The sequence below is a fragment of the Burkholderia sp. Bp9090 genome, from assembly GCF_003857985.1.
Classification (GTDB): Bacteria; Pseudomonadota; Gammaproteobacteria; order Burkholderiales; family Burkholderiaceae; genus Burkholderia.
In genome coordinates this window covers 1-23,613 of sequence record NZ_QTPV01000059.1, presented here as the reverse complement: position 1 = coordinate 23,613, position 23,613 = coordinate 1, and the positions used below count along the sequence as shown (strand labels likewise).

Sequence of the window (23,613 nt, the reverse complement as noted above, 5' to 3'; positions counted from 1 at the left end):
ATCCGGCGGCATCCAACTGTACGGATTCACGCTTGAAACACGAACGCATCGATTATCGCACGGGCATCCTGTCGTCCCCCGCGGAGGTGCCGGCCGACGAATGGAACGCGCTGCTCGAGCGCGACGCGCAGCCGACGCCGTTCCTGCGCCACGAATTCCTCGACGCGCTGCACGTCGCGCGCTGCGCGGTCGACGACACCGGCTGGTCGCCGCACTTCGTCACGCTGACCGACGCGCGCACCGGCCGGCTCGCGGCGGCCGCGCCCGTCTATGCGAAACAGCATTCGTACGGCGAATACGTGTTCGACTGGGCGTGGGCCGACGCGTACCAGCGCAACGGGCTGTCCTACTACCCGAAGCTGCTGTGCGCGGTGCCGTTCACGCCCGTGCAGGGCACGCGCCTGCTCGCGGCCGACGACGACGCGCGCCGCCGGCTCGCGGCCACGCTGCTCGCGTTCGCCGAGCAAAGCGACGTGTCGTCGCTGCACGTGCTGTTCCCGACCGGCGACGAGGCGCGGCTGCTCGAGTCGATGGGGATGATGCTGCGCGAAGGCGTGCAGTTCCACTGGCTCAACGACGGCTACCGCGACTTCGACGACTTCCTCGGCACGCTCGAGCAGAAGAAGCGCAAGAACATCCGCGCGGAACGTCGCAAGGTGCGCGATGCCGGCGTCACGTTCCGGCGGCTCGCCGGCGCTCAGATCACCGACGCCGACTGGCGCTTCTTCTCGCGCTGCTACCGGCAGACCTATCGCGAGCACTATTCGAGCCCCTACCTGAATCTCGACTTCTTCCGCGCGATCGGCGCGACGATGCCGGAGAACCTGCTGCTCGTGATCGCCGAAGCCGACGGCAAACCGATCGCGAGCTCGCTCGCCGTCTACCGGCGCGGCGCGAACGGCCGCGGCGGCACGCTGTACGGCCGCTACTGGGGCGCGCTCGAACATGTGCCCTGCCTGCATTTCGAAACGGCCTACTATCAGTTGCTCGAATTCTGCATCGAGGCCGGGCTCGACACGTTCGAGGGCGGCGCGCAGGGCGAGCACAAGCTCGCGCGCGGCTTCCTGCCGACCGTCACGCATTCCGCGCACTGGCTCGCGCACCCGGCGTTCTCCGATGCGGTCGCGCGCTTTCTCGAACGCGAGACCGAGCATATCCACGCGTACGTCGACGAACTGCGCGAGCACGATCCGTTCCGGCGGGGGCCGTGACGGCGGGCGCGAATCATGTCGCTTGCGGCGGCACGCGCCAATTCTGAGACACTGACGGCTTCGCATCCCGCCGCCTCCCCATGTCCTGGTTTCTGTATCTGATCGAGTGTGCCGACGACAGCGTCTACACCGGCATCACGACCGACGTCGCTGCGCGCTTCGACGAGCACGCATCCGGCAAGGGCGCGCGCTATACGCGCTCGCGCAAGCCGCGCGCGGTGCTCGCGTCGTTCCCGCTGCCCGACCGCTCGATCGCGTCGCGCGCCGAGTACTGGGTGAAGCGGCTGACCGCCGCGCAGAAGCGCGAACTGGCGGCAGGATTGCGGACGCTGGAATCGGTGCTGCCGGCTGTGGTGACGATCGACGGGGAAGTCGATGCGGACGGTTTGAAGGCCGGCACGCGGCGGCGGAAGAAAGTGAAGAAGGCGCCGCAGCCCGCCGAAATCACGATGCAGGCGGCCGAAACGGAACAACCCGTGAAGAAAGCCGCGAAGGCCGGTAGTGACGGGAAAGCACCCCGGTCCGGCAAGACCTCGAAGTCCGGGCAAAGCGCGCAGGCTCGTGCGAAGACGAAAGCAGCTCCAGCCAGCAAGCGCGCGACGAACGGCGACGCCGCCGAAGTAAAAAAGGCCTCGTCGCGCAGCACGGCGGCAAAGCAGGACAAGCCTGCCGTCAACTCGACGCCGAAACGGAAAGCGCCGGCCGCCGGCGGCAAGTCCGTCGCGAAGGCACGCGCCGGCAGCGCTTCGACATCGCCGGGGCGCCGCGGTACGTCGGCGGCCGGAAAGGCCAGAACCGAAGCCGTCGAAGCCGCTGCTCCGGCCACCACCGAGCGCGGCGCAACGGGCGCAATTCGCTCAACCGACTCAACGCGAGCGAAGCGTACGAAAACCTCGCCGAACGCCGGCTCCCAGCCCGCGCCCGCCCGCACGCGAAAGAACACCACCACCGGCGCCAAACCGCGCACAAAACAAAACCGCGCGGCCTCCTGAGGAGACACGCGCGGTTTGCGTTCCGAACGAACCGGCCGCGAGGCCGGCCAGCCGGCTTACTTCTTGTAGTTCGCGGCGCCGTCGGCGATTTCCTTGTGCGCGGCGTCGATGCCGGCCCAGCCTTCGACCTTCACCCACTTGCCCTTCTCGAGCGCCTTGTATTGCTCGAAGAAGTGCTTGATCTGGTCCTTCAGGTACTCGGGCACGTCGTCGATCGACTTCAGGTTCGCCGTCATCGGGCAGACCTTGTCGTGCGGCACCGCAACCAGCTTCGCGTCGACGCCCGACTCGTCGGTCATCTGCAGCATGCCGAGCACGCGCGAACGCACGATCGAGCCGGCCAGCAGCGGGAACGGCGTGATCACCAGCACGTCGACCGGATCGCCGTCGCCCGACAGCGTCTGCGGGATGTAGCCGTAGTTCACCGGATAGCGCATGCCGGTACCGATGAAGCGGTCGACGACGAGGAGACCCAGCTCCTTGTCCGCCTCGTACTTCACCGGATCGCTTTGCGCGGGGATCTCGATGATCACGTTGAAATCGTGCGGCAGGTCCTTGCCGGCCGGAACATGATTGAAGCTCATAGCGCTCTCTGTTGGTCGATGGAATTCGGGACAGGGGCGCCGCGGCCGTTGCACCGCCGCGGGCGTCCCCGCAGGGAATGCGCCATTATAGCCAATCGACCGGTGGCGTCCGGATGACGATCGGCGCGATAATCGTTCCGGATGTCCGGCCATCGAACCCCGGGTGATGTTGCATGGAAGCCGAGTGAGCGTTGAAGCGCCAACTCGGGTCGACCGCGAAGCATGGGACCCGAGTAGGCGCTAAAGCGTCAACCCGGGTCGACCGCGAAGCATGGGACCCGAGTAGGCGCTAAAGCGCCAACTCGGGTCGACAGGAGCACGCATGGAAGAAGCGAAGCACTTCATCGCAGGCGAATGGACGTTGCCCGCGCAACTGGAGACGATTCCGGTCGTCGACCCGTCCGACGGCCAGCCGTTCGCGACGATCGCGCGCGGCACCGCGCCCGACATCGAACGCGCGGTCGCCGCCGCCCGCGACGCGTTCGCGGGCCCGTGGGGCGCGGCGAGCGCCGCCGAGCGCGGCCGCGTGCTGATGCGGCTGTCCGCGCGCGTCGCCGACCATCTCGAGGAACTGGCCGCGATCGAGGCACGCGACACCGGCAAGCCGCTGAAGCAGGCGCGTGCCGACGCCGCCGCGCTCGCCCGCTACTTCGAGTTCTACGCGGGCGCCGCCGACAAGCTGCACGGCGAAACCCTCCCCTATCAGGCCGGCTACACGGTACTGACGGTGCGCGAGCCGCACGGCGTCACCGGCCACATCGTGCCGTGGAACTACCCGATGCAAATCTTCGGGCGCAGCGTCGGCGCGGCGCTCGCGGCCGGCAACGCATGCGTCGTGAAACCGGCCGAGGATGCGTGCCTGTCGGTGCTGCGCGTGGCCGAACTCGCCGCCGAAGCCGGGCTGCCGGCCGGTGCGCTGAACGTGGTCACCGGCCACGGCCATGAAGCGGGCGCGGCACTCGCGCGCCATCCCGGCATCGACCACATCTCGTTCACCGGCTCGCCCGCGACCGGCAAGCTGGTCACGCAGATGGCCGCCGAGAACCACGTGCCCGTCACGCTCGAACTCGGCGGCAAGTCGCCGCAGATCGTGTTCGCCGACGCCGATCTCGACGCGGCGCTGCCCGTGCTCGTGTCGGCGATCGTACAGAACGGCGGGCAGACCTGCTCGGCCGGCAGCCGCGTGCTGATCGAGCGCGCGGTGTACGAGCCGCTCGTCGAACGGCTCGCCACCGCGTTCAACGGGCTGCGGGTCGGCCCGAGCCGCGCCGATCTCGACTGTGGCCCGCTGATCAACGCGAAGCAGCAGCAGCGCGTGTGGGATTTCCTGTCCGACGCGCAGCACGACGGCATTCCGATGGCCGGGCACGGCCAGGTCGTCGCCGACGCGCCCGAAAGCGGCTTCTACCAGGCGCCCGCGCTGCTGCGCGACGTGCCGGCGTCGCACCGGCTCGCGCAGGAGGAAGTGTTCGGCCCGGTGCTCGCCGCGATGCGCTTCGTCGACGAAGACGAAGCGGTCGCACTCGCGAACGGCACGCCGTACGGCCTCGTCGCGGGCATCTGGACCCGCGACGGTGCCCGCCAGCTGCGTCTCGCGCGCCGCCTGCGTGCCGGCCAGGTGTTCATCAACAACTACGGCGCGGGCGGCGGCGTCGAGTTGCCGTTCGGCGGCGTCGGCCACTCGGGCCATGGCCGCGAGAAAGGCTTCGAGGCGCTGTACGGTTTCACGACGCTGAAGACGATCGCGATCCGGCACGGCTGAACCAGACGAACGCGGCCGGCAACGGACCGGCCGTGTCCCGCAGCACCCTGCACGCATCCAGCACAGGAGACACACCATGCGGTTGAGCGGCAAGACGGCCCTCGTCACGGGCGGCGGTTCGGGCTTCGGCGAAGGCATCGCGAAGACCTATGCGCGCGAAGGCGCGAACGTCGTCGTCAACGACCTGAACGGTGCGGCGGCCGAGCGCGTCGCGAGCGAGATCGCGCTGGCGGGCGGCAAGGCGATCGCGGTCGCGGGCGACGTGTCGAAGGACGCCGACTGGCGCGCGCTGCTGCAAGCCGCGCTCGACGATTTCCATTCGGTGCAGATCGTCGTGAACAACGCCGGCACCACCCATCGCAACAAGCCGGTGCTCGACGTGACGGAAGCCGAGTTCGACCGCGTGTACGCCGTCAACATGAAGAGCCTGTTCTGGAGCGTGCAGACCTTCGTTCCGTATTTCCGCACGCAGGGCGGCGGCGTGTTCGTGAACGTCGCGTCGACGGCAGGCGTGCGGCCGCGCCCGGGCCTCGTCTGGTACAACAGCACGAAGGGCGCGATGATCACCGCGAGCAAGTCGCTCGCGGCCGAGCTCGGCGCCGACCGGATCCGCGTGAACTGCATCAACCCGGTGCTCGGCGAGACGGGCCTGATGACCGAGTTCATGGGCTGCGAGGACACGCCGGAGAATCGTCGCCGGTTCCTCGCGACGATTCCGCTCGGCCGCTTCTCGACGCCGCAGGACATCGCGAACGCGGCCCTGTACCTCGCATCCGACGAAGCCGAGTTCATCACCGGCGTCTGTCTCGAAGTCGACGGCGGGCGCTGCATCTAGCCGCACGGCCGTGATGGCGCCGCGCCGGCAGCGCCGGCCGGCGCCGCATCCACGCATCGTCATTGCTTCGCACGACACCGGATCGGGCGCCGCCGCGCCGGCTCCGGCCACCACAAGAAAGGACAGGAGACAACATGGCAACATCGACGCAGTCGCTGCCGGGCTCGTCCGGCGCATTCGAGGAAGCAACCTACCGCAAGGTGTCCTGGCGGCTCACGCCGCTCCTGCTACTGTGCTACGTGGTCGCGTATCTCGACCGCGTGAACGTCGGCTTCGCGAAGCTGCAGATGGCGAGCGACCTGAATCTCAGCGATACCGTCTACGGGCTCGGCGCCGGGATCTTCTTCTTCGGCTACTTCCTGTTCGAAGTGCCGAGCAACATCATCCTGCACAAGGTCGGCGCACGCGTCTGGATCGCGCGCATCATGGCGACGTGGGGCGTGATCTCGATCCTGACGATGTTCGTCACGACGCCCGCGATGTTCTACGTGATGCGCTTCCTGCTCGGCGTCGCCGAGGCCGGCTTCTTCCCTGGCGTGATCCTGTACCTCACCTACTGGTATCCCGCGCACCGGCGCGGCCGGATGACGACGTTCTTCATGACGGCAGTCGCCTTGTCCGGGGTGATCGGCGGACCGATCTCCGGCTTCATCCTGAAGGCGTTCAACGGCGTGAGCGGCTGGCACGGCTGGCAATGGCTGTTCCTGCTCGAAGGGATCCCGTCGGTGCTGGCCGGCGTGCTGGTGTTCTTCGCGCTCGACGACCGGATCGCGAAGGCCAAATGGCTCACCGACGACGAAAAGGCGCTGCTCACGCGCAACGTCGACGCGGAGGAAGCGACCAAGGAAGACCTGCCGCTCGGCGCGGTGATGGCGAGCCCGCGCGTGTGGCTGATGGCGCTCATCTACTTCTCGTTCGTGATGGGGCTGTACGGCGTCGGCTTCTGGCTGCCGACGATCATCAAGGCGACCGGCGTGACCGACACGTTCATGATCGGGCTGCTGTCGGCGGTTCCGTATGCGGCGGCGGTGGTCGCGATGATCCTGATCGCGCGCAGCGCTGACAAGCGCCGCGAACGACGCTGGCACCTGGCGATTCCGGCCGCGTTCGGCGCGCTCGGGCTCGTGCTCTCGGTGATCTGGGCGCACCAGACGGCGCTCGCGATGCTCGGCCTCACGCTCGCGACGATGGGCATCCTGACGACGCTGCCGCTGTTCTGGAGCCTGCCGACCGCGTTCCTCGGCGGCGCGGCGGCCGCGGCGGGCATCGCGATGATCAACTCGATCGGCAACCTCGCGGGCTTCCTGAGCCCGTACATGATGGGCTGGCTCAAGCAGGCGACGGGCGCCAACGACGCGGGCATGTACATGCTCGCCGGGTTCCTCGTGCTTGGCGGGCTGCTCGCGCTATCGGTGCCGAAGCGGCTCGTCGACAAGTGACGTGACGTGACGCGGCGCGCCGCGATGCGGTTCGTCGCGGGCGAAGACGACTTGCCGCGCCGGCTCCGCGCGTAGCGTCCAGTCCGGCGAGGCGAGAGCGCATAAGAGAAGCCCCGAAGGCCATCCGGCGTTCGGGGCTTTTTTACGCGCGGCGGGCGAGCGCCGCCGCGTCAGACCACGGTGATCGCGAGCGCGCTTTCGCGGTAGTGCTTCGCCGCCTTGTCGGTTTCGCCGAGATGCTCGAACAGGCGTGCGAGCGCACGGTGCGCACGCACCTTCAGCGCCTCGTTGTCGGCCTGCTTCAGCGCGGCTTCGAGGAACGACTGCGCCTTGCCCCACAGCTGCTGCTGCTGGCAGAGACGGCCGAGCGCGAACAGCAGGTCGGCATCGTCCGGGTGATCCTTCTTCCAGCCTTCGGCCTTCTGGATCAGCGGCAGCGCATCGCCGCCGGCCGTGTCCGGATAGCGGCGCAGCAGGCGCGCATCCCAGTTGTGCGCGAGCGCGTCCTCGACGATGCGGCGCGCTTCGGTGCGGCGTTCGAGCGTCACCAGCAGCTCGGCCGCGAGATCGGCCAGGCGCGGCGATTGGCGTTCGAGCGGCGACAGCGACTGCCACACCTCGAGCAGTGCGTCCGGGTCGTGCCGGCGTTCGCGCAGCAGGTTCTCCGCCGCCTGCTGGCGCAGCCGCACGGCCGCGGCCGGATGCAGCGCCTCGCGTTTCTCGAGCGCCTTTGCGAGCTTCAGCACCTCGGCCCAGTTCTTCAACTGCTGCTGCGCGCGCAGCGCGACCTGCTGCGCATGGATGCGCTTGCCGCCCGCCTGCAGGTCGGCCAGCGCGGCGAGCGCGCCGTCGGCATCGCGCGCATCCGCGCGCATGTCGGCCGCGGCGAGCAGCCGTGCGTCCTGCCATTCCGGCGCGTCGACCTTCGACAGCCAGTCGTCGCGGCGCGTGTACTCGTGCATCCGGTGCGCGGCGGTGGCCCCGACGAGACTCGCGGCGCCCTGGTTCGCATCGACCGCGAGCGCGTCGCGCGCGGCCTTCTCGGCGCGCGAGAAGCGGCCCGCATACAGGTTCGCGATCGCGTCGCGCAGCGACGCCTGCGCCTTCTCGTTGCGCGAACGCGCACGATACGCGGCGACCCGCTGCGGCATGCGCCAGATGTTGCGCACGATGCGCAGCAGCGCGTACACGACGATGAACAGCACGACGATGGAGATCACGAACAGGTTCAGCGACACGTCGACCCGGTACGGCGGATAGACGAGCAGCACCTGCCCCGCGTCGAAATGGCCGACGGTGGCGAGTGCCGCGGCGATCGCGAACAGGATCGCGAGCCAGACGATTCCTCGAAGCGTCATCGTTACCCCCGGCTCTTGAACTGCTGAACGGCGTTCAGGCTCGTGTTCAGGTTCGGCACCGCAACCGTCAGCGATGCACCGTCGACCTGCTTGAGCAGATCCTCGACGGTCTGCGTGTCCTTCGATGCCTGGTCGAAATACTTGCCGAGCGACGCCTGCGCGGCGTGCAGGTCGGCCTTCATCGCGCCGTCGTTGCGCGCGAGCAGCGACAGCCGCGCCGTGAGCAGGCGCAGCTTCACGTTCTCGCGCACGAAGTAGCCCTGGTCGGGCGACGCGAGCATCGCGTCGGCATTGTCGATCCGGCGCACCTGCACGAGGCCCTTCAGCTGCTCGCCGAGGCCGGCCGAGAAGTCATGCCACCACACCTTCCAGCGCGGCGTGTCGGCTGCCACCGGCGACGCGGCCTCGGCCGGAGCGGCCTTCGGCGACGCGTGCGGAACCGTCGCCTCGCCCGACAGCGGCAGCGCGTCGATCTTCGCGATCGCGTCGTCGAGCTTGATCGCGAGGCCCGTTAGGTCGGCCGACGGCGCGGCCTTCAGCTTCTCGATGTCCTGCGCGAGCGCCTTGCGCACCGTGACGGCCTGCGCGCTCTGCGACGTCGCGAGTCGCGCGTCGGCATTCTGCAGCGCGATCAGCGCGAGCTGCGTGTTGCCGGTGAGCTGCAGTTGCTGGCTCGCGCTCGACAGCATCTGATCGACTTCCTCGAGCATCCACGCGTCGCGGTTGCGCGACAGGTCCTGGTATTGCTGCTGCAGCGCCTGCTGCGCGCTCTGCGCGTCGGCGAGCTTGCCGTCGAGCTGCGCGAGCTGCGTGTCGACCTGGTGCGTGCCCGCGAGCGCCTGCTCGGTCTTCATGCGGATCTCGGCCGTCTGCGCATCGAGCGCCTTCTGGCGTGCGACGAACGAATCGTCGAGCCGGTCGACCTTGCGGTTCAGCGCATAGCCGCCGGCGCCCGCCGCGCAGCCGAGCACGACGACGACGAACCACAGCACCGCGCTGCCGCCGCGGCGCGCAGGCGGTTCGGACGCCATATAGGCGGGACGGGACGGCGGTGCGGAAGCAGCGGCCGGCTGGGAAGCGACGCTTTTGGAATCGTTGGTATCTGTCATGCGTTTAGTCACCGGTGCGGCTGTCGCCGGTTGGACGGCCTCGTCGGCCATCGTTCGAAACGCGCGGACGATGCGCTCATCGCCCGCGCCGGTCAGCGTAATCCTATCAAAACCCAGTGCGCGCGCGGTCTGCTCGATGCGCGGGTGCGGCGTCACGAGCGGCGCGTGCTTCAGCGCCTCGATCTCGGCGTCGTTCAGGTGCGTGCGCGCGAGTTCGTGCAGGTTGCGCACGCCCTCCGAGCTCGTGACGAGCCACGCGTGCGGCGCGCCGGCGAGCAGCGCATGCACGCGCTCCCACGCGCCGACGCGCGGCTCGGGCACGACGCGCCGGTACGCGGCCACCAGCGTGACGTCCGCGCCGGCTTCGCGCAGCCGCTCGGCGAGCCATTCGCGCCCGCCGTCGCCGCGCACGATCAGCACGCGCTTGCCCGCCAGCGCCTGTGCGCCGCCGAACGCGGTCTCGATGCTCGCGAACAGGTTTTCCGAATCGTAATGCGGGACGCCGCCGTCGGCGGGCGCCTGCGGCGCGATCACGCGATGCGCGGGCGCCGCGATGCCGTGGCGCTCGAGCGCCGCGACGCTGCCGGGCCCGACGACGCCGACCGGCAGTGCATTCGGCCAGATCGCGCCGTACTGCGCGAGTGCGCGGTCGATCGCGTTCGGCGACACGAAGATCACGAGCGCGTAGTCCGCGAGCGCCGCGAACGCGGCATCGAGCGGCGCCGGATCGTCGACCGGCGCGATGTCGATCAGCGGGAATTCGAGCACGTCGCAGCCGGCCTCGGCCAGTTGGGCCGCCAGCGCGGCCGACTGGCCGTCGGGGCGCGTCAGGACGGCGGTGAACGCACGCGCGCCGCCTGCCATCAGGCGTCGCCCTTGCCGGCCTGCGAGCCTGCGAGCAGTGCCTTGACGATGTCGAGCGCACCCTGCGCCTCGAGCTCGTCGGACACCGCGCGGCCGAGCGCGAGCGCATCGGCGACGGTCATCACCGCGCCGCACTCCTCGGCGGTCAGCACGCGCCGGCCGTCGGTCGTCGACACGCGGCCCGTCAGGTACAGCTCGCCCGCGCGCCACTCCGCGTGCGCGGCAAGCGGCACCTCGCAGCTGCCGCCGAGCGCGCGCGACACCATCCGCTCGGCCTCGACCGCGAGCGCGGTCTGCGGGTCGTGCAGCGGCGCGAGCCATCCGGCGACGTCCGTGCGGTGCGCGGCGATTTCGATGCCGAGCGCGCCCTGGCCGGCGGCCGGCGGGCTGTCCTCGACGTCGATCAGCGCGCGGATCCGCGCTTCGAGGCCGAGACGCTTCAGGCCCGCGGCCGCGAGGATGATCGCCGCGTAATCGCCGCGATCGAGCTTCGACAGGCGCGTGTCGAGGTTGCCGCGCAGCGGCAGCACGTCGAGGTGCGGATAGCGCGCGCGCAGCATCGCCTCGCGGCGCAGGCTCGACGTGCCGACGACGGCGCCGGCCGGCAGCGCGTCGAGCGACGCGTAGTCGTTCGACACGAACGCGTCGCGCGGATCCTCGCGCTCCATGATCGCGGTCAGCGCGAAACCGTCGGGCAGCGCCATCGGCACGTCCTTCAGCGAATGCACGGCGAGGTCGGCACGGCCGTCGGCGAGCGCATTCTCCAGCTCCTTCACGAACAGGCCCTTGCCGCCGACCTTCGACAGTGTGCGATCGAGAATCTGATCGCCACGGGTCGTCATCCCGAGGATTTTCACGTCACAAGCTGGATATAATTTGCGCAGCGCATCACGCACATGTTCGGCTTGCCACATCGCCAGGCGGCTCTCGCGCGAAGCGATCGTCAGCGTCGCGGGAGCTTGTGCCGCAAGAGTCTCGGAATTCATTGCTGGAACATCGAAGGACGGGATTGAAGATCGAACAATGGTAGCACGCACGCCCCGGCCCGCCCGGGCCCGGAGCCTGCGCCCGCCGCGCTTCGGCGCAGGCGGCGACACCGATGCGCGGATGTGCCGCACGTAGCTGGTTGCTTGACCGCAGTTCCCGTAGTTTCCGCAGTCCCCGCAGTCCCCGCAGTCCCTTTTGACTCGAGCTTTCCCAAGGAAACCCATCGTGAAGTCTTCCGGATCGGCGCGTACGGCGCGCCGCAATGCTGCCCTGCCCTCCTCCGATGCCCCGACGGGCACCATCGCCACCGCCGCGAACGGCCGTGCGAAAACGGCAACGAAACCGAAAGACCCGATACGTCAGACAAAACGCGCGATCAAATCCGCCGCCCCGGCCGCCCGCAAGGCCGGCGCGGCGAAGCCCGGCGCCCGCACGCGCGAGGACAAGGACGGTCCGCTGTTCGAGGACATCCGCTACCTCGGCCGCCTGCTCGGCGACGTGGTGCGTGAACAGGAAGGCGACACCGTGTTCGACGTCGTCGAGACCATTCGCCAGACGGCGGTGAAGTTTCGCCGCGAGGACGACAGCGAGGCCGCGCAAACGCTGGAGAAGAAGCTGCGCAAGCTGACGCCTGAGCAGACGGTGAGCGTCGTGCGCGCGTTCAGCTATTTCTCGCACCTCGCGAACATCGCGGAAGACCGCCACCACAACCGCCGCCGCCGCATCCACGCGCTGGCCGGCTCCGCGCCGCAGCCCGGCACCGTCGCATACGCGCTCGAGCAGCTGAAGACGACCGGCAACGCGTCGAAGCGCCTGCTGCAGCGCTTCTTCGACGATGCGCTGATCGTGCCGGTGCTGACCGCGCACCCGACCGAAGTGCAGCGCAAGAGCATCCTCGACGCGCAGCACGACATCGCGCGCCTGCTCGCCGAGCGCGACCAGGAGCTGACCGCGCGCGAGCGCCAGTACAACGAATCGATGCTGCGCGCGCGCGTGACCGCGCTGTGGCAGACCCGCATGCTGCGCGACGCGCGCCTGACGGTCGGCGACGAGATCGAGAACGCGCTGTCGTACTACCGCGCGACGTTCCTCGACGAACTGCCCGCGCTGTACGGCGACATCGAGGCCGCGCTCGCCGAGCACGGCCTGTCCGCGCGCGTGCCGGCGTTCTTCCAGATGGGCAGCTGGATCGGCGGCGATCGCGACGGCAACCCGAACGTGACCGCCCCGACCCTCGAAGAAGCGATCAACCGCCAATCCGCGGTGATCCTCGAACACTATCTGGAACAGGTGCACAAGCTCGGCGCCGAGCTGTCGGTATCGAACCTGCTGGTCGGCGCGAACGACGCGGTGAAGGCGCTCGCGGCCGCGTCGCCCGACCAGTCGCCGCATCGCGTCGACGAACCGTATCGCCGTGCGCTGATCGGCATCTACACGCGGCTCGCCGCGAGCGCGCGCGTGCGGCTCGGCGAAGGCACGGTGCCGGTACGCAGCGCCGGCCGCGGCGCGCCGCCGGTGCGCGCGGTGCCGTACGCCGATTCCGAAGCCTTCGTCGCCGACCTGAAGGTGCTGACCGCCTCGCTCGACGAGCATCACGGCGCGTCGCTCGCCGCACCGCGCCTTACGCCGCTCGTGCGCGCGGCCGAAGTGTTCGGCTTCCATCTCGCGAGCATCGACCTGCGCCAGAGCTCCGACATCCACGAAGCCGTGGTCGCCGAGCTGTTCGCGCGCGCCGGCGTCGAAGCCGACTACGCGGCGCTCGCCGAGGAAGACAAGCTGCGCGTGCTGCTGGCTGCGCTTGCCGATCCCCGCCCGCTGCGCTCGCAGTACCTCGAATACTCGGCGCTCGCGCAGAGCGAGCTCGGCGTGTTCGAGAAAGCCCGCGAGGTCCGCGCGCAATTCGGCGCGCGTGCGGTGCGCAACTACATCATCTCGCACACGGAAACCGTCAGCGACCTCGTCGAGGTGCTGCTGCTGCAGAAGGAAACGGGCCTGCTCGAAGGCACGCTCGGCCACCATGCGAAGAACGGCCTGATGGTGATTCCGCTGTTCGAGACGATTCCCGACCTGCGCGACGCCGCGCGCATCATGCGCGAATACTTCGCACTGCCGGGCATCGACGCGCTGATCGCGCACCAGGGCGCCGAACAGGAAGTGATGCTCGGCTACTCGGACAGCAACAAGGACGGCGGCTTCCTCACGTCGAACTGGGAGCTGTATCGCGCGGAACTCGCGCTCGTCGACCTGTTCCGCGAACGCAAGATCACGCTGCGCCTGTTCCACGGCCGCGGCGGCACGGTCGGCCGCGGGGGCGGCCCGACCTACCAGGCGATCCTGTCGCAGCCGCCGGGCACCGTGAACGGCCAGATCCGCCTGACCGAACAGGGCGAGGTGATCGCGAGCAAGTTCGCGAACCCCGAGATCGGCCGGCGCAACCTCGAGACGGTGGTCGCCGCGACGCTCGAGGCGTCGCTGCTGCCGCAATCGAACGCGCCCGCGCAACTGCCCGCGTTCGAAGCCGCGATGCAGACGCTGTCCGACGCCGCGATGGCGTCGTATCGCGCGCTCGTCTATGAAACGCCCGGCTTCACCGACTACTTCTTCTCGTCGACGCCGATCACCGAGATCGCCGAGCTGAACATCGGCAGCCGCCCGGCCTCGCGCAAGCTGCAGGATCCGAAGAACCGCAGGATCGAGGATCTCCGCGCGATCCCGTGGGGCTTCTCGTGGGGCCAGTGCCGGCTGCTGCTGACGGGCTGGTACGGCTTCGGCAGCGCGGTGAACGCGTATCTCGACGGCGCGCAGGACGCGGCCGAGCGCACGAAGCGCGTCGCGCTGCTCAGGAAGATGAACAAGACCTGGCCGTTCTTCGCGAACCTGCTGTCGAACATGGACATGGTGCTCGCGAAGACCGATCTCGCGGTCGCGTCGCGCTACGCGCAGCTGGTCGCCGACCGCAAGCTGCGCAAGCACGTGTTCGAGCGGATCGTCGCGGAATGGGAGCGCACGTCGCAGGCGCTCGCGGAAATCACCGGGCACGAAGGCCGCCTCGCGACCAACCCGCTGCTCGCGCGCTCGATCAAGAACCGCTTCCCGTATCTCGATCCGCTGAACCACCTGCAGGTCGAGCTGATCAAGCGTCACCGCGCGGGCGACTCGAACGCGCGGCTGCGCCGCGGGATTCACCTGACCATCAACGGGATCGCGGCCGGCCTGCGCAACACGGGCTGATCCGAGCGCGGTGCGGGCCTGCCCCGCGCCGCGCCGTCATCGCGAAACGACAGCCGCAAAACGAAAGCCGCGATACGCGACCACGCGTATCGCGGCTTTTTTCATCGAACGGCGCGACGGCACCGGCCGCCGTGCCGTCCCTCGCGCTCATTGCGCGTCGATCAGCAACGCGTCGTGCTCGAACGAGCCGTCAGGCTGCACCGCGTAGTAGCCGTGCACCTCGTCGGGCGCATGCGCCCACAGCGCACGAATGCCCGCGACGCTGTCGGCCGGCGTGCGGATCCGCTCGACCCACGTTGCGAAATCGATCGGCAGGCGCCAGCGGCTCTGCACGTGCGCGTCGAACCCGGCGTCGCGGAACATCGCGAGCCATTCGTCGGCTCGGTAGTCGCGCACGTGCGACGCATCGCGCAGTACTTCCGCGGCCTGCAGATACGTGTCGAGCAGCGGATGGTCGTTGCCCGCGATGTCGATCATCAGCACGCGGCCGCCGGGCTTCAGCACGCGGCGCACCTCGGCAAGCGCCGCGCGCACGTCGTGCCAGTGGTGCGCGCTCATCCGGCTGACCACCCAGTCGAAGGTGCGCCCGTCGAACGGCAGTTGCTCGGCCGGGCCCTGCTGCGTGCGGATGTTCGCGAGCCCGCGCGCGCGCGCGGCGGCATCGACGATCGCGAGCATCGGCGCGGCGAGATCGTACGCGACCACGTCGCGCACGTGCGGAGCAACCGCGAAGCTCGCGTGGCCGGCGCCGCAGCCGAGATCGAGCACCGCGGCTTCGGGCGTCGCGCGCACGGCGTCGGCCAGCGCCTGCAGATCGGCACCCGTCGCGTGGACCGTGCTCGTCAGGTAGGCGGCGGCCGTCGTGCCGAATGCGTCGGCGACCTGGTCGTGGTGTTTCATCGTTCGCTCCTTCCTTGGGTGGGGTGCTCGCTGCCTGTCAGCGCGCGAATCGCTACAATAGGGCCGCGCTTGTACCAGTACAAGTTAAGCAGTTATTCTGGTATTTGTTACACCTGCCTGATCCTTGCCGCGCACTCAGCGCCCCTTTTCAGCCGTTTCCGCATGAACCAGCCGTCGTCCGCCCCCACCCCGCCCCTCGATGCGACGCCCGCCCGCGCGCTCGGCGAATTCATCCGCGCACACCGCGAGCGGCTGTCGCCGCAGGCCGTCGGCCTGCCGCCCGGCCCGCGCCGCCGCACGCCGGGGCTGCGGCGCGAGGAAGTCGCGCAGCTGTGCGGCGTCAGCCCGACCTGGTACACGTGGATCGAGCAGGGCCGCCCGGTGTCGGCGTCGGCCGACGCGCTCGCGCGGATCGCCGTCGCGCTGCAGTTGTCGAAAGCCGAACGCGCGTACCTGTTCGAACTGGCCGCACAGCGCGATCCGGCCGAGCCCGACGTCGCGGCCGGCGACCTGCCGCCGACGCTCGCCGCCACCGTCGCCGCGATCGCCACGCCGGCGTACGTGCTCGACCGGCAATGGAACGCGCTCGCATGGAACGCGCCGGCCGCCGCGCTGTTCACGGGCTGGCTCGACGACGAGCACGATCGCAACCTGCTGCGCTTCACGTTCATGGCGCCGGCCGCGCGCACGCTGATCGTCGACTGGGAAACCCGCGCGCGCCGGCTCGCAGCCGAATTCCGCGCCGACTCGATCCGCCACCTCGCCGATGCGCCGACCCGCGCGCTGATCGACGCGCTGATGGCCGGCAGCGATGCCTTCGCGCAGTACTGGGCGTCGCAGGACGTATTCGAGCGCGAAGGCGGCCTGCGCGAATTCGACCATCCGGCCGACGGCCGCCTCGTGTACCAGCAGATCACGCTGAAACCCGCGCACCGTGAGGACCTGAAGCTGGTCGTGCTCGTGCGCGATTGACGCGGCTCAGAAGCTGATCGTCGCGGTGATGGTGTCGCTGTAGTTGCCGGGTGCCGGTGTCGCCTGTGCAGGTACGCGGCCGTATATCGCGATCGCCTGCGCGAATCCGCTGCCGGTTCCGGTCGCCATCGTCGTGCCGCCGGTGCCGTCGCCCCACGGCTGCGTGTGGCCGCTGTCCTGATAGAGCTGATAGGCGACCGAGCCGCCGCCCGTGCGCTGCATCGTCCGAGCGGCGACACTGCCGCTGGCGCCGCCGTTCAACGCGATCTGGAATGCATCGCCGTTCGTGCACCGCGCACTGATCGAGCCGCTCGCGGTCAGCGCCGACGCCAGCACGCCCGACGCCGGAAACGCAACGCCGGTCGCGCTGATGATGCAGTTGTTGATGACGGTGGCCGTGGCCGTAACGGTCATCGTGCCGGCCGTCGACTGCGACGCGCACGGCGTCGGCAGCACGCCGAGCAGCGAAAAACTGTAGCTGTAGGCGGCCTGGTTGCCGCTGAAACTCTGCGAATAGACCGTGCTGGCATTGTTCACGGTCGGCACGGTGGGCTGGTTCGACGCAATGCGGCCATAGATGGTCACGTTCGTACTGGCGGACGTGCCGAGCAGCGGCTTCGTCAACGAGACGGATATCGGCGTCGTGCCGGTGCTGACGGCGCCCCAGGGCTGCGAATAGCCCGCGTCCTGATACAGGTCGTACTGCATCTGGTTCGCCCCGTTGCTCAGGTAGCGCGGGCTCGTGCCGCCGAGATTCACGCATACGAGCACGCCGGTGTTCAGGCTCAGCACGTCCCACGTGCAACTCACGGTCATCGTGCTGTTGGTCGTATAGGCCTGCTGCGTAATCGGGCTGACCGAGCCGAAGCTCGGCACCGGCGGCGTCACCGAACACGTGTCCGCGCGAGCCGGCAGCCACGGCATGCCGAGCAGCGCGGCCAGCAACAGGCACGATAGCGCGCGCATCCAGCGGCGCGCCGTGTCGACTCCTTGATCCGCCATGCATTCCCCCGAAATTGCCCGCCCGTTCGATCCGGCTTCCAGCCCGGGCAGCGCCCCCATGGTATCCGTCCGCGCAGCGATCATTCGCATTGTTGCTTGATCCATGTCAAAAGCGCCGATGGCATTCCGCGAGGAACCGCGGACAATGCGCTCCGGATCGGCGTTTTCTCCAATGCGCGCGACCGAGTCCGTGGAGTAGTCTTGCACCAACGACAGAGCGGTAACGGCGACCGGCGACAGACCACGCGGCAGGCACTCCGCGGCCGGGCGACCCCATTAAACGGCAGGAGACAATCATAATGAACGATTCCCGACGTCGTGTTCTTTCAGCCATGCTCGCGGCCACCTTCGCATTCGCGCCCGCGCTGCAGCCCGTCACCGTTGCCGCAGTCTATTCGAACGGCACCGCCACCGCCCAGTTCAACGTCACGCTCACGATCCAGGCCAACTGCGCGATCTCCGCGAACCCGCTTGCATTCGGCACGTCCGGCGTGCTCACGTCGGCACTCAACCAGCAGACCACGGTCTCCGTCACCTGCTCGAACTCGACGCCATACAACATCGGACTCGACGCCGGCTCGGTCAGCGGCTCGACGGTCGCCAGCCGGCTGATGGGCGGGACGACGAGCGGCAATACCGGCACGACGGTCGGCTACCAGCTCTACCAGGACTCGGGCCACACGACGATCTGGGGCAACACGCAAGGCACCGACACGGTCGGCGGCACCGGCACCGGTTCCGCGCAACTGCTGAACGTGTACGGCCAGGTACCTACGCAAGCGACGCCGAAGCCGGACACCTATCAGGCCGCCGTCACCGCCACCGTCTACTTCTGACGCGCCGTGGCATCGTTCCCGCGCGCCCTGGTCGCGCTGTGCGTCGCGTCGGCGTGCGCGGCCGCATCCGCCGCCACGCTGCAGATCATGCCCGTGACGATCGAGCTGCCGCCCTCGGCCGCCGCCGCGAGCATGACGCTCAGCAATCCGGGCGGACAGCCGATCTACGGCCAGGTCCGCGCCTATCGCTGGACGCAGGAAAACGGCGACGACGTGATGACGCCGACCGATGCGCTCGCCGCCTCGCCGCCGCTGTTGCAAATCGGCGCGAACGCCGAGCAGTTGATCCGGCTCGTGCGCACGGGGCGCGGCGCGCCGGCCGCCGAGGAAAGCTATCGCGTATTGATCGACGAACTGCCCTCGCCCGGTACGCCGGTCGAGAACGGCATCACGATCCGGCTGCGCTATTCCGTGCCCGTATTCGTCGAGCCCGAAGGCACCCGGGCAGCGCCGCGCCTCGACTGGCGCGTCGAGCGCGACGGATCCGGCACGCGGCTCGCGGTCGCCAACCGCGGCGAACGTCGTGCGCAGATTGCCGCGGTTCGGCTCGTCGACGCGCGCGGCACCGTGCACGACGTCACGCGCGGCCTGCTCGGCTACGCGCTCGCGGGCAGCACGCGACGCTGGCCGCTCAAGCTGGATGCGGGCGCGGCGGGATTCGTCAGGATCCAGGCGACCGTCAACGCGCAGCCGGTCGAGGCCCGGCTGACATCGCCCTGATCCACGCCGGAGGATCGCACGACGTTGCCCGTTCCGACGACGAGCACGGCCCTCCGGGCTGCCTGCCCCGCGCGACATGCCCGGCCCGCCGCTGCTGCGCTTTCGCTGGCGTTTTCACTGGCACTCGCGCTGGCCGTGCACGCAGGCGCCGGATGCGCACAGACGGCGCCGCAGGCGGCAGCGGCAGCGGCAGCCGCGCCTGCTCGGGACACACTGTTTCTCGACGTGTCGCTCAACGGTGAACCGACGCACCGGATCGCACGCTTCCAGCAAATCGACGGCCGGCTGTACGCGGCGTCCGCCGACCTGAACGACCTGGGCATCGCGACCGGCGACCGGGCGACCGCGCCGTCGAACACGCCCGTCGCGCTCGACACGCTCGCGGGGCTGCGCTACGACTACGACGCGGGCCGGCAGACGCTCGACCTGCGGGTGCCCGACGCGCTGCGCATCCCGCACACGTTCGATACGCGCGCGCTCGCGGCCGCGCCGCCCGCCACCTCCGGCCGCGGCTTCGTGCTGAACTACGACGCCTACGCGCAGACCGTCGCCCATGCGCCGCTCGCGGTCTGGAGCGAGGCGCGCTATTTCGATCCGGCCGGCGTATTCAGCAGCACCGGCATCGCGTACCTGTACGACGACCGCCGGCGCTACGTGCGCTACGACACGTCGTGGAGCCACTCGAACCCCGGCACGCTCACGACGACCCAGATCGGCGACACGATTTCGTCGTCGTTGTCATGGACGCGCTCGCTACGCCTCGGCGGCGTGCAATGGCGCAGCAACTTCGGCCTGCGCCCCGACCTCGTCACGTTTCCGGTACCTGCGCTGTCCGGCAGCGCGGTCGTGCCGACCTCGGTCGACCTGTACGTGAACAACGTGCGCCAGTTCAGCGGCGACGTGCCGAGCGGGCCGTTCGTGATCAACAGCGTGCCCGGGATCACCGGCGCAGGCAACGCGACGGTCGTCACGCGCGACGCGCTCGGCCGCTCGATCGCGACGTCCATTCCGCTGTACGTCGATACGCGCCTGCTCGCGCCCGGCCTCGCCAGCTATTCGGCGGAAGCCGGGTTCCTGCGCCGCGCCTATGGCGACGATTCGTTCGACTATGCGCGCACACCGGCGGCGAGCGGCTCGCTGCGCTACGGCATCAGCGAGCGGCTGACCGTCGAGGCGCATGCGGAAGCGACGGCCGGCGTCTACAACGCAGGTGCCGGCGCGCTCGCGCGCCTCGGCGAACGCGGCGTGGCGAATGCGTCGCTCGCGGTCAGCGCCCCGGGCCGCGCGGGCGTGCAGGCCGGCGTCGGCTACCAGTACGTGACGCCGCGCTTCTCGATCGATGCGCAGACGCTGCGCGCCTTCGGCGACTACAGCGACCTCGGCAGCCGCGAAGGCGTGCCGGTCTCGCGCGCCACCGACCGCGTCACGATCTCGTTCCCGTTCCTGCGCGCGCAGACCCTGTCGTTCAGCTATCTCGCCCTCAAGTATCCCGGCGTCGCCGCGTCGCGCATCGGCTCGATCGCATACCTGGTCAATCTCGGCGGGCTGACGTCGATCACGTTCAGCGGCTTCCAGGACTTCCGGCAGCACGACGCACGCGGCCTCTTCGTGAGCCTGAGCGTCGGGCTCGACGGCAACACGTCGGTCTCGGCGAACGCCGGGCGGCAGAACGGCGATTCGACCTACACGCTGAACGCGACACGGCCGCCCGACTACGGCGGCGGCGTCGGCTGGAACGTGCAGGCGGGCGCCAACGCGGGCGTCCGCTACGCGCAGGGGCAACTGCAGTATCTCGGCCGCGCCGGCCAGGTCGCGCTGCTCGCGCAATCGTTCGACGGGCGCGGCAACGCGTCGGTCGACGTCACGGGCGCGCTCGTGCTGATGGACGGCCGGCTGATGACGGCGCGCCGCGTCGACGACGGTTTCGCGCTCGTCTCGACCGACACCGGGCGCGTCCCCGTGCTGCACCAGAACCGGCTGATCGGCGAGACGGACCGGGCCGGCTACCTGCTCGTGCCCGACCTGAATGCCTATCAGAGCAATCGCGTCGCGATCGACGGCACCGCGCTGCCCGCCGACGCACGAATCGCCGACACGACGCTCGACGTCGTGCCGCAGGCGCGCTCCGGCGTGCTCGCGCACTTCGCGGTGACCCGCTACAGCGCCGCATCGATCGCGCTGCGCGCGCCGGACGGCACGCCGCTGCCGCCCGGGCTCGAGGTTCGCCACGTCGAAAGCGGCCAGCGCACGATCGTCGGCTATGACGGCCTGACCTTCGTCGACGGCCTCGTCGCGAACAATCACCTCGAAATCTCCGGCGACGGCCGCGGCTGCGCCGTCGCATTCGCGTATCGGCACCCGGACGACGGCACGCTGCCGCGGATCGGACCGCTGACGTGCAGCCCCCCGTGAGCCGCGCCCGTTCGCGGCCGGCGCACGCGTCGGCCGCCCGCCCCACGAATGCTAGAATTGCGGGATTCCCTCGGCGGCGCACGCCGCCCAACTCCCCTTCGAAGAATCGCCATGACGTCCCAACTGCACAAAAAGGGCGAGGCCTGGTCGGCCCGCTTCTCGGAACCGATGTCGGAGCTGGTCAAGCGCTACACGTCGTCGGTGTTTTTCGACAAGCGCCTCGCGCTCGTCGACATCGCCGGCTCGCTCGCGCACGCGAGCATGCTCGCGGCGCAGAAGATCATCAGCGCCGACGACCTCGCCGCGATCGAACGCGGGATGACGCAGATCAAGGGCGAGATCGAGCGCGGCGAATTCGAATGGCAGCTGGATCTCGAGGACGTCCACCTGAACATCGAGGCGCGCCTCACCGCGCTGATCGGTGACGCCGGCAAGCGCCTGCACACGGGCCGCTCGCGCAACGACCAGGTCGCGACCGACATCCGTCTGTGGCTGCGTGGCGAGATCGACCGCATCGGCGGCCTCCTGAACGACCTGCGCGGCGCGCTGATCGACCTCGCGGAGCAGAACGCGGCCACGATCATGCCGGGCTTCACGCACCTGCAGGTCGCGCAACCGGTCACGTTCGGCCACCACCTGCTCGCGTACGTCGAGATGTTCACGCGCGACGCCGAGCGCATGCGCGACTGCCGCACCCGCGTGAACCGCCTGCCGCTCGGCGCGGCCGCGCTCGCCGGCACCAGCTATCCGATCGACCGCCACGCGGTCGCGAAGACGCTCGGCTTCGACGGCATCTGCGCGAACTCGCTCGACGCGGTGTCGGATCGCGACTTCGCGATCGAATTCACGGCGGCATCCGCGCTCGTGATGACGCACGTGTCGCGCTTCTCCGAGGAACTCGTGCTGTGGATGAGCCCGCGCGTCGGCTTCATCGACATCGCCGACCGCTTCTGCACCGGCAGCTCGATCATGCCGCAGAAGAAGAACCCGGACGTGCCCGAGCTCGCGCGCGGCAAGACGGGCCGCGTGAACGGCCACCTGATGGCGCTCCTCACGCTGATGAAGGGCCAGCCGCTCGCGTACAACAAGGACAACCAGGAAGACAAGGAACCGCTGTTCGACACGGTCGACACCGTCGCCGACACGCTGCGGATCTTCGCCGAGATGGTCGCGGGCATCACCGTGAAGCCGGACGCGATGCGCGCGGCCGCGCTGCAGGGCTTCTCCACCGCCACCGACCTCGCCGACTACCTCGTGAAGCGCGGCCTGCCGTTCCGCGATGCGCACGAAGCCGTCGCGCACGCGGTGAAGATCTGCGACGACCGCGGGATCGACCTCGCCGACCTGACGCTCGGCGAAATGAAGCAGGAACTGCCGAACGTCGCGCACCTGATCGGCGACGACGTGTTCGGCTACCTGACGCTCGAAGGGTCGGTCGCGAGCCGCAACCACCCGGGCGGCACCGCGCCCGATCAGGTGCGTGCGGCGGTCAAGGCCGCGCGCGCCGCGCTCGGCAAGTAAGCCTGCCGTCGCGGACGGACGCCTTCGGCGTCCGTTTTCATTCGGGCGGCCGTCGCGCCGCCCGACGCCTTCCCCGCTGTTCCGTTTTCCCGCTTTCCGGACACCGCCGATGACCTTCTCCGCCGCGCTCTTCGACATGGACGGCCTGCTCGTCGATTCCGAGCGGACCATCATGAACACGTGGATCGACGTGTCGAACGCGCACGGCGTCGTGCTGACCGAGATCGACTACCTGCAGATCGTCGGCCGCTCGTTCGCCGAAGGCCAGGTGATTCTCGCGCGGCTGATCGGCCACGCCGACACGTTCGACGCCGTGCGCATCCGCGTGCGCGAGCAACTCGCCGCGCCCGAACCCCATCCGAAGTTTCCGCTGAAGTCCGGCGCGCTGGCGTTGCTCGAGACGCTCGCGCAGGCCGGCATTCCGTGCGCGGTCGCGTCGTCGTCCGCGCGCGACGTGATCCGTGCGCGGCTCGACGCGGTCGGCGTACTGCCGTTCTTCCGCGCGATCGCGGGCGGCGACGAAGTCGCGCGCGGCAAGCCCGACCCGGCCGTGTACCGGCTCGCGGCCGAACGCCTCGGCGTGCCGGCACACGCGTGCGTCGCGTTCGAGGACAGCGATTTCGGCGCGCAATCGGCCGCCGGCGCCGGCGCATCGGTCGTCACCGTGCCCGACCTGAAGGCGCCGACGCCCGAGATCGTCGCGCTGAGCCTGCACGTGCTCGCGTCGCTCGACGATGCGGTCGCGCTCGTGCCGTCGTGGTTCGGCCGGCTGGACACGCGGCAGCCCGCGTAAGCGCCGCGCGGCGCGCCACATGCAAACGGGCACCCCGCCCCCCCGGGCGCCGGGGGGTATGGGGGGCGCGGGGAGCCCCCGCCGG

At 69.6% G+C, this 23,613-nt stretch carries 18 protein-coding genes; 12 read left to right on the top strand and 6 right to left on the bottom strand.

Features of this window, described 5'->3' with window-relative positions:
* Window positions 1-32 precede the first annotated feature (32 nt).
* Both DIE16_RS33355 and DIE16_RS33350 read left to right on the top strand, forming a co-directional pair.
* On the top strand, window positions 33-1,211 hold the full coding sequence (locus tag DIE16_RS33355) for a GNAT family N-acetyltransferase (protein WP_124894223.1): 1,179 nt from the start codon (window positions 33-35) through the stop codon (window positions 1,209-1,211).
* Window positions 1,212-1,291: 80 nt separating this feature from the next.
* On the top strand, window positions 1,292-2,203 hold the full coding sequence (locus DIE16_RS33350) for a GIY-YIG nuclease family protein (protein ID WP_124894222.1): 912 nt from the start codon (window positions 1,292-1,294) through the stop codon (window positions 2,201-2,203).
* Window positions 2,204-2,259: 56 nt separating this feature from the next.
* On the opposite strand, the gene ppa is transcribed toward DIE16_RS33350, so the two are convergent.
* On the bottom strand, window positions 2,260-2,787 hold the full coding sequence (gene ppa, locus DIE16_RS33345; protein WP_011885693.1) for an inorganic diphosphatase: 528 nt from the start codon (window positions 2,785-2,787) through the stop codon (window positions 2,260-2,262).
* A gap of 322 nt (window positions 2,788-3,109) precedes the next feature.
* On the opposite strand from ppa, the gene DIE16_RS33340 reads away from it, so the two are divergent.
* The 3 genes from DIE16_RS33340 (at window position 3,110) to DIE16_RS33330 (ending at window position 6,823) form a co-directional block, all read left to right on the top strand.
* A complete protein-coding gene (locus DIE16_RS33340) occupies window positions 3,110-4,549 on the top strand; it encodes an aldehyde dehydrogenase family protein (protein ID WP_124894221.1) in 1,440 nt (479 codons plus the stop codon).
* A gap of 76 nt (window positions 4,550-4,625) precedes the next feature.
* On the top strand, window positions 4,626-5,384 hold the full coding sequence (locus DIE16_RS33335) for an SDR family oxidoreductase (RefSeq protein ID WP_044847736.1): 759 nt from the start codon (window positions 4,626-4,628) through the stop codon (window positions 5,382-5,384).
* Between the two features lie 134 nt (window positions 5,385-5,518).
* Window positions 5,519-6,823: an MFS transporter gene (locus DIE16_RS33330; RefSeq protein WP_124488442.1), complete on the top strand. Its 1,305-nt coding sequence runs from the start codon at window positions 5,519-5,521 to the stop codon at window positions 6,821-6,823.
* Window positions 6,824-6,993: 170 nt separating this feature from the next.
* Here the strand turns inward: DIE16_RS33330 and DIE16_RS33325 are convergent, their stop codons facing one another.
* From DIE16_RS33325 to hemC, 3 genes are read right to left on the bottom strand one after another with little or no spacing between them, the layout of a single operon-like run.
* Window positions 6,994-8,181: a heme biosynthesis protein HemY gene (locus DIE16_RS33325; RefSeq protein ID WP_044847734.1), complete on the bottom strand. Its 1,188-nt coding sequence runs from the start codon at window positions 8,179-8,181 to the stop codon at window positions 6,994-6,996.
* 2 nt (window positions 8,182-8,183) lie between these two features.
* Complete coding sequence (gene hemDX / locus DIE16_RS33320) at window positions 8,184-10,154, bottom strand: fused uroporphyrinogen-III synthase HemD/membrane protein HemX (RefSeq protein WP_124894220.1); 1,971 nt, start codon at window positions 10,152-10,154, stop codon at window positions 8,184-8,186.
* Window positions 10,154-11,140: a hydroxymethylbilane synthase gene (hemC, locus tag DIE16_RS33315; protein ID WP_124894219.1), complete on the bottom strand. Its 987-nt coding sequence runs from the start codon at window positions 11,138-11,140 to the stop codon at window positions 10,154-10,156. Before hemC ends, hemDX begins: the two co-directional genes overlap by 1 nt.
* 226 nt (window positions 11,141-11,366) lie before the next feature.
* Between hemC and ppc the strand changes: the two genes are divergently transcribed.
* Window positions 11,367-14,372 carry a phosphoenolpyruvate carboxylase gene (ppc, locus tag DIE16_RS33310; RefSeq protein WP_124894218.1) on the top strand — a complete coding sequence of 1,002 codons (3,006 nt, stop codon included), beginning with the start codon at window positions 11,367-11,369 and terminating at the stop codon, window positions 14,370-14,372.
* Between the two features lie 147 nt (window positions 14,373-14,519).
* Here the strand turns inward: ppc and DIE16_RS33305 are convergent, their stop codons facing one another.
* Window positions 14,520-15,272, bottom strand: a complete 753-nt coding sequence (locus DIE16_RS33305) for a class I SAM-dependent methyltransferase (protein ID WP_124894217.1) — start codon at window positions 15,270-15,272, stop codon at window positions 14,520-14,522.
* A gap of 162 nt (window positions 15,273-15,434) precedes the next feature.
* On the opposite strand from DIE16_RS33305, the gene DIE16_RS33300 reads away from it, so the two are divergent.
* Entirely contained in the window at window positions 15,435-16,244 is an 810-nt protein-coding gene (locus tag DIE16_RS33300) for a helix-turn-helix transcriptional regulator (RefSeq protein WP_044847729.1), read from the top strand.
* 6 nt (window positions 16,245-16,250) lie between these two features.
* Here DIE16_RS33300 and DIE16_RS33295 read toward each other — a convergent pair whose 3' ends face one another.
* Entirely contained in the window at window positions 16,251-17,246 is a 996-nt protein-coding gene (locus DIE16_RS33295; RefSeq protein WP_124894216.1) for a spore coat U domain-containing protein, read from the bottom strand.
* Between the two features lie 299 nt (window positions 17,247-17,545).
* Here DIE16_RS33295 and DIE16_RS33290 point away from each other — a divergent pair, with 299 nt between their 5' ends.
* From DIE16_RS33290 to DIE16_RS33270, 5 genes are all read left to right on the top strand, one after another.
* On the top strand, window positions 17,546-18,082 hold the full coding sequence (locus DIE16_RS33290; RefSeq protein WP_124488449.1) for a spore coat U domain-containing protein: 537 nt from the start codon (window positions 17,546-17,548) through the stop codon (window positions 18,080-18,082).
* A gap of 6 nt (window positions 18,083-18,088) precedes the next feature.
* A complete protein-coding gene (locus tag DIE16_RS33285) occupies window positions 18,089-18,802 on the top strand; it encodes a molecular chaperone (RefSeq protein ID WP_124894215.1) in 714 nt (237 codons plus the stop codon).
* Between the two features lie 24 nt (window positions 18,803-18,826).
* Window positions 18,827-21,214: a fimbria/pilus outer membrane usher protein gene (locus tag DIE16_RS33280; protein WP_124894214.1), complete on the top strand. Its 2,388-nt coding sequence runs from the start codon at window positions 18,827-18,829 to the stop codon at window positions 21,212-21,214.
* A 111-nt stretch (window positions 21,215-21,325) separates the two neighbouring features.
* Entirely contained in the window at window positions 21,326-22,735 is a 1,410-nt protein-coding gene (gene argH, locus DIE16_RS33275) for an argininosuccinate lyase (RefSeq protein WP_124894213.1), read from the top strand.
* A gap of 109 nt (window positions 22,736-22,844) precedes the next feature.
* Window positions 22,845-23,528 carry an HAD family phosphatase gene (locus DIE16_RS33270; RefSeq protein ID WP_124894212.1) on the top strand — a complete coding sequence of 228 codons (684 nt, stop codon included), beginning with the start codon at window positions 22,845-22,847 and terminating at the stop codon, window positions 23,526-23,528.
* Window positions 23,529-23,613: the final 85 nt, after the last annotated feature.

Excerpts from the sequence above, each read along its gene's own strand:
- DIE16_RS33290 (WP_124488449.1), top strand. The coding sequence starts at position 17,546 with ATGAACGATTCCCGACGTCGTGTTCTTTCAGCCATGCTCGCGGCCACC.
- DIE16_RS33340 (WP_124894221.1), top strand. The coding sequence starts at position 3,110 with ATGGAAGAAGCGAAGCACTTCATCGCAGGCGAATGGACGTTGCCCGCG.
- DIE16_RS33325 (WP_044847734.1), bottom strand. The coding sequence starts at position 8,181 with ATGACGCTTCGAGGAATCGTCTGGCTCGCGATCCTGTTCGCGATCGCC.
- DIE16_RS33330 (WP_124488442.1), top strand. The coding sequence starts at position 5,519 with ATGGCAACATCGACGCAGTCGCTGCCGGGCTCGTCCGGCGCATTCGAG.
- DIE16_RS33270 (WP_124894212.1), top strand. The coding sequence starts at position 22,845 with ATGACCTTCTCCGCCGCGCTCTTCGACATGGACGGCCTGCTCGTCGAT.
- argH (WP_124894213.1), top strand. The coding sequence starts at position 21,326 with ATGACGTCCCAACTGCACAAAAAGGGCGAGGCCTGGTCGGCCCGCTTC.
- hemDX (WP_124894220.1), bottom strand. The coding sequence starts at position 10,154 with ATGGCAGGCGGCGCGCGTGCGTTCACCGCCGTCCTGACGCGCCCCGAC.
- DIE16_RS33295 (WP_124894216.1), bottom strand. The coding sequence starts at position 17,246 with ATGGCGGATCAAGGAGTCGACACGGCGCGCCGCTGGATGCGCGCGCTA.
- DIE16_RS33300 (WP_044847729.1), top strand. The coding sequence starts at position 15,435 with ATGAACCAGCCGTCGTCCGCCCCCACCCCGCCCCTCGATGCGACGCCC.
- ppa (WP_011885693.1), bottom strand. The coding sequence starts at position 2,787 with ATGAGCTTCAATCATGTTCCGGCCGGCAAGGACCTGCCGCACGATTTC.
- DIE16_RS33335 (WP_044847736.1), top strand. The coding sequence starts at position 4,626 with ATGCGGTTGAGCGGCAAGACGGCCCTCGTCACGGGCGGCGGTTCGGGC.
- DIE16_RS33305 (WP_124894217.1), bottom strand. The coding sequence starts at position 15,272 with ATGAAACACCACGACCAGGTCGCCGACGCATTCGGCACGACGGCCGCC.
- hemC (WP_124894219.1), bottom strand. The coding sequence starts at position 11,140 with ATGAATTCCGAGACTCTTGCGGCACAAGCTCCCGCGACGCTGACGATC.
- DIE16_RS33350 (WP_124894222.1), top strand. The coding sequence starts at position 1,292 with ATGTCCTGGTTTCTGTATCTGATCGAGTGTGCCGACGACAGCGTCTAC.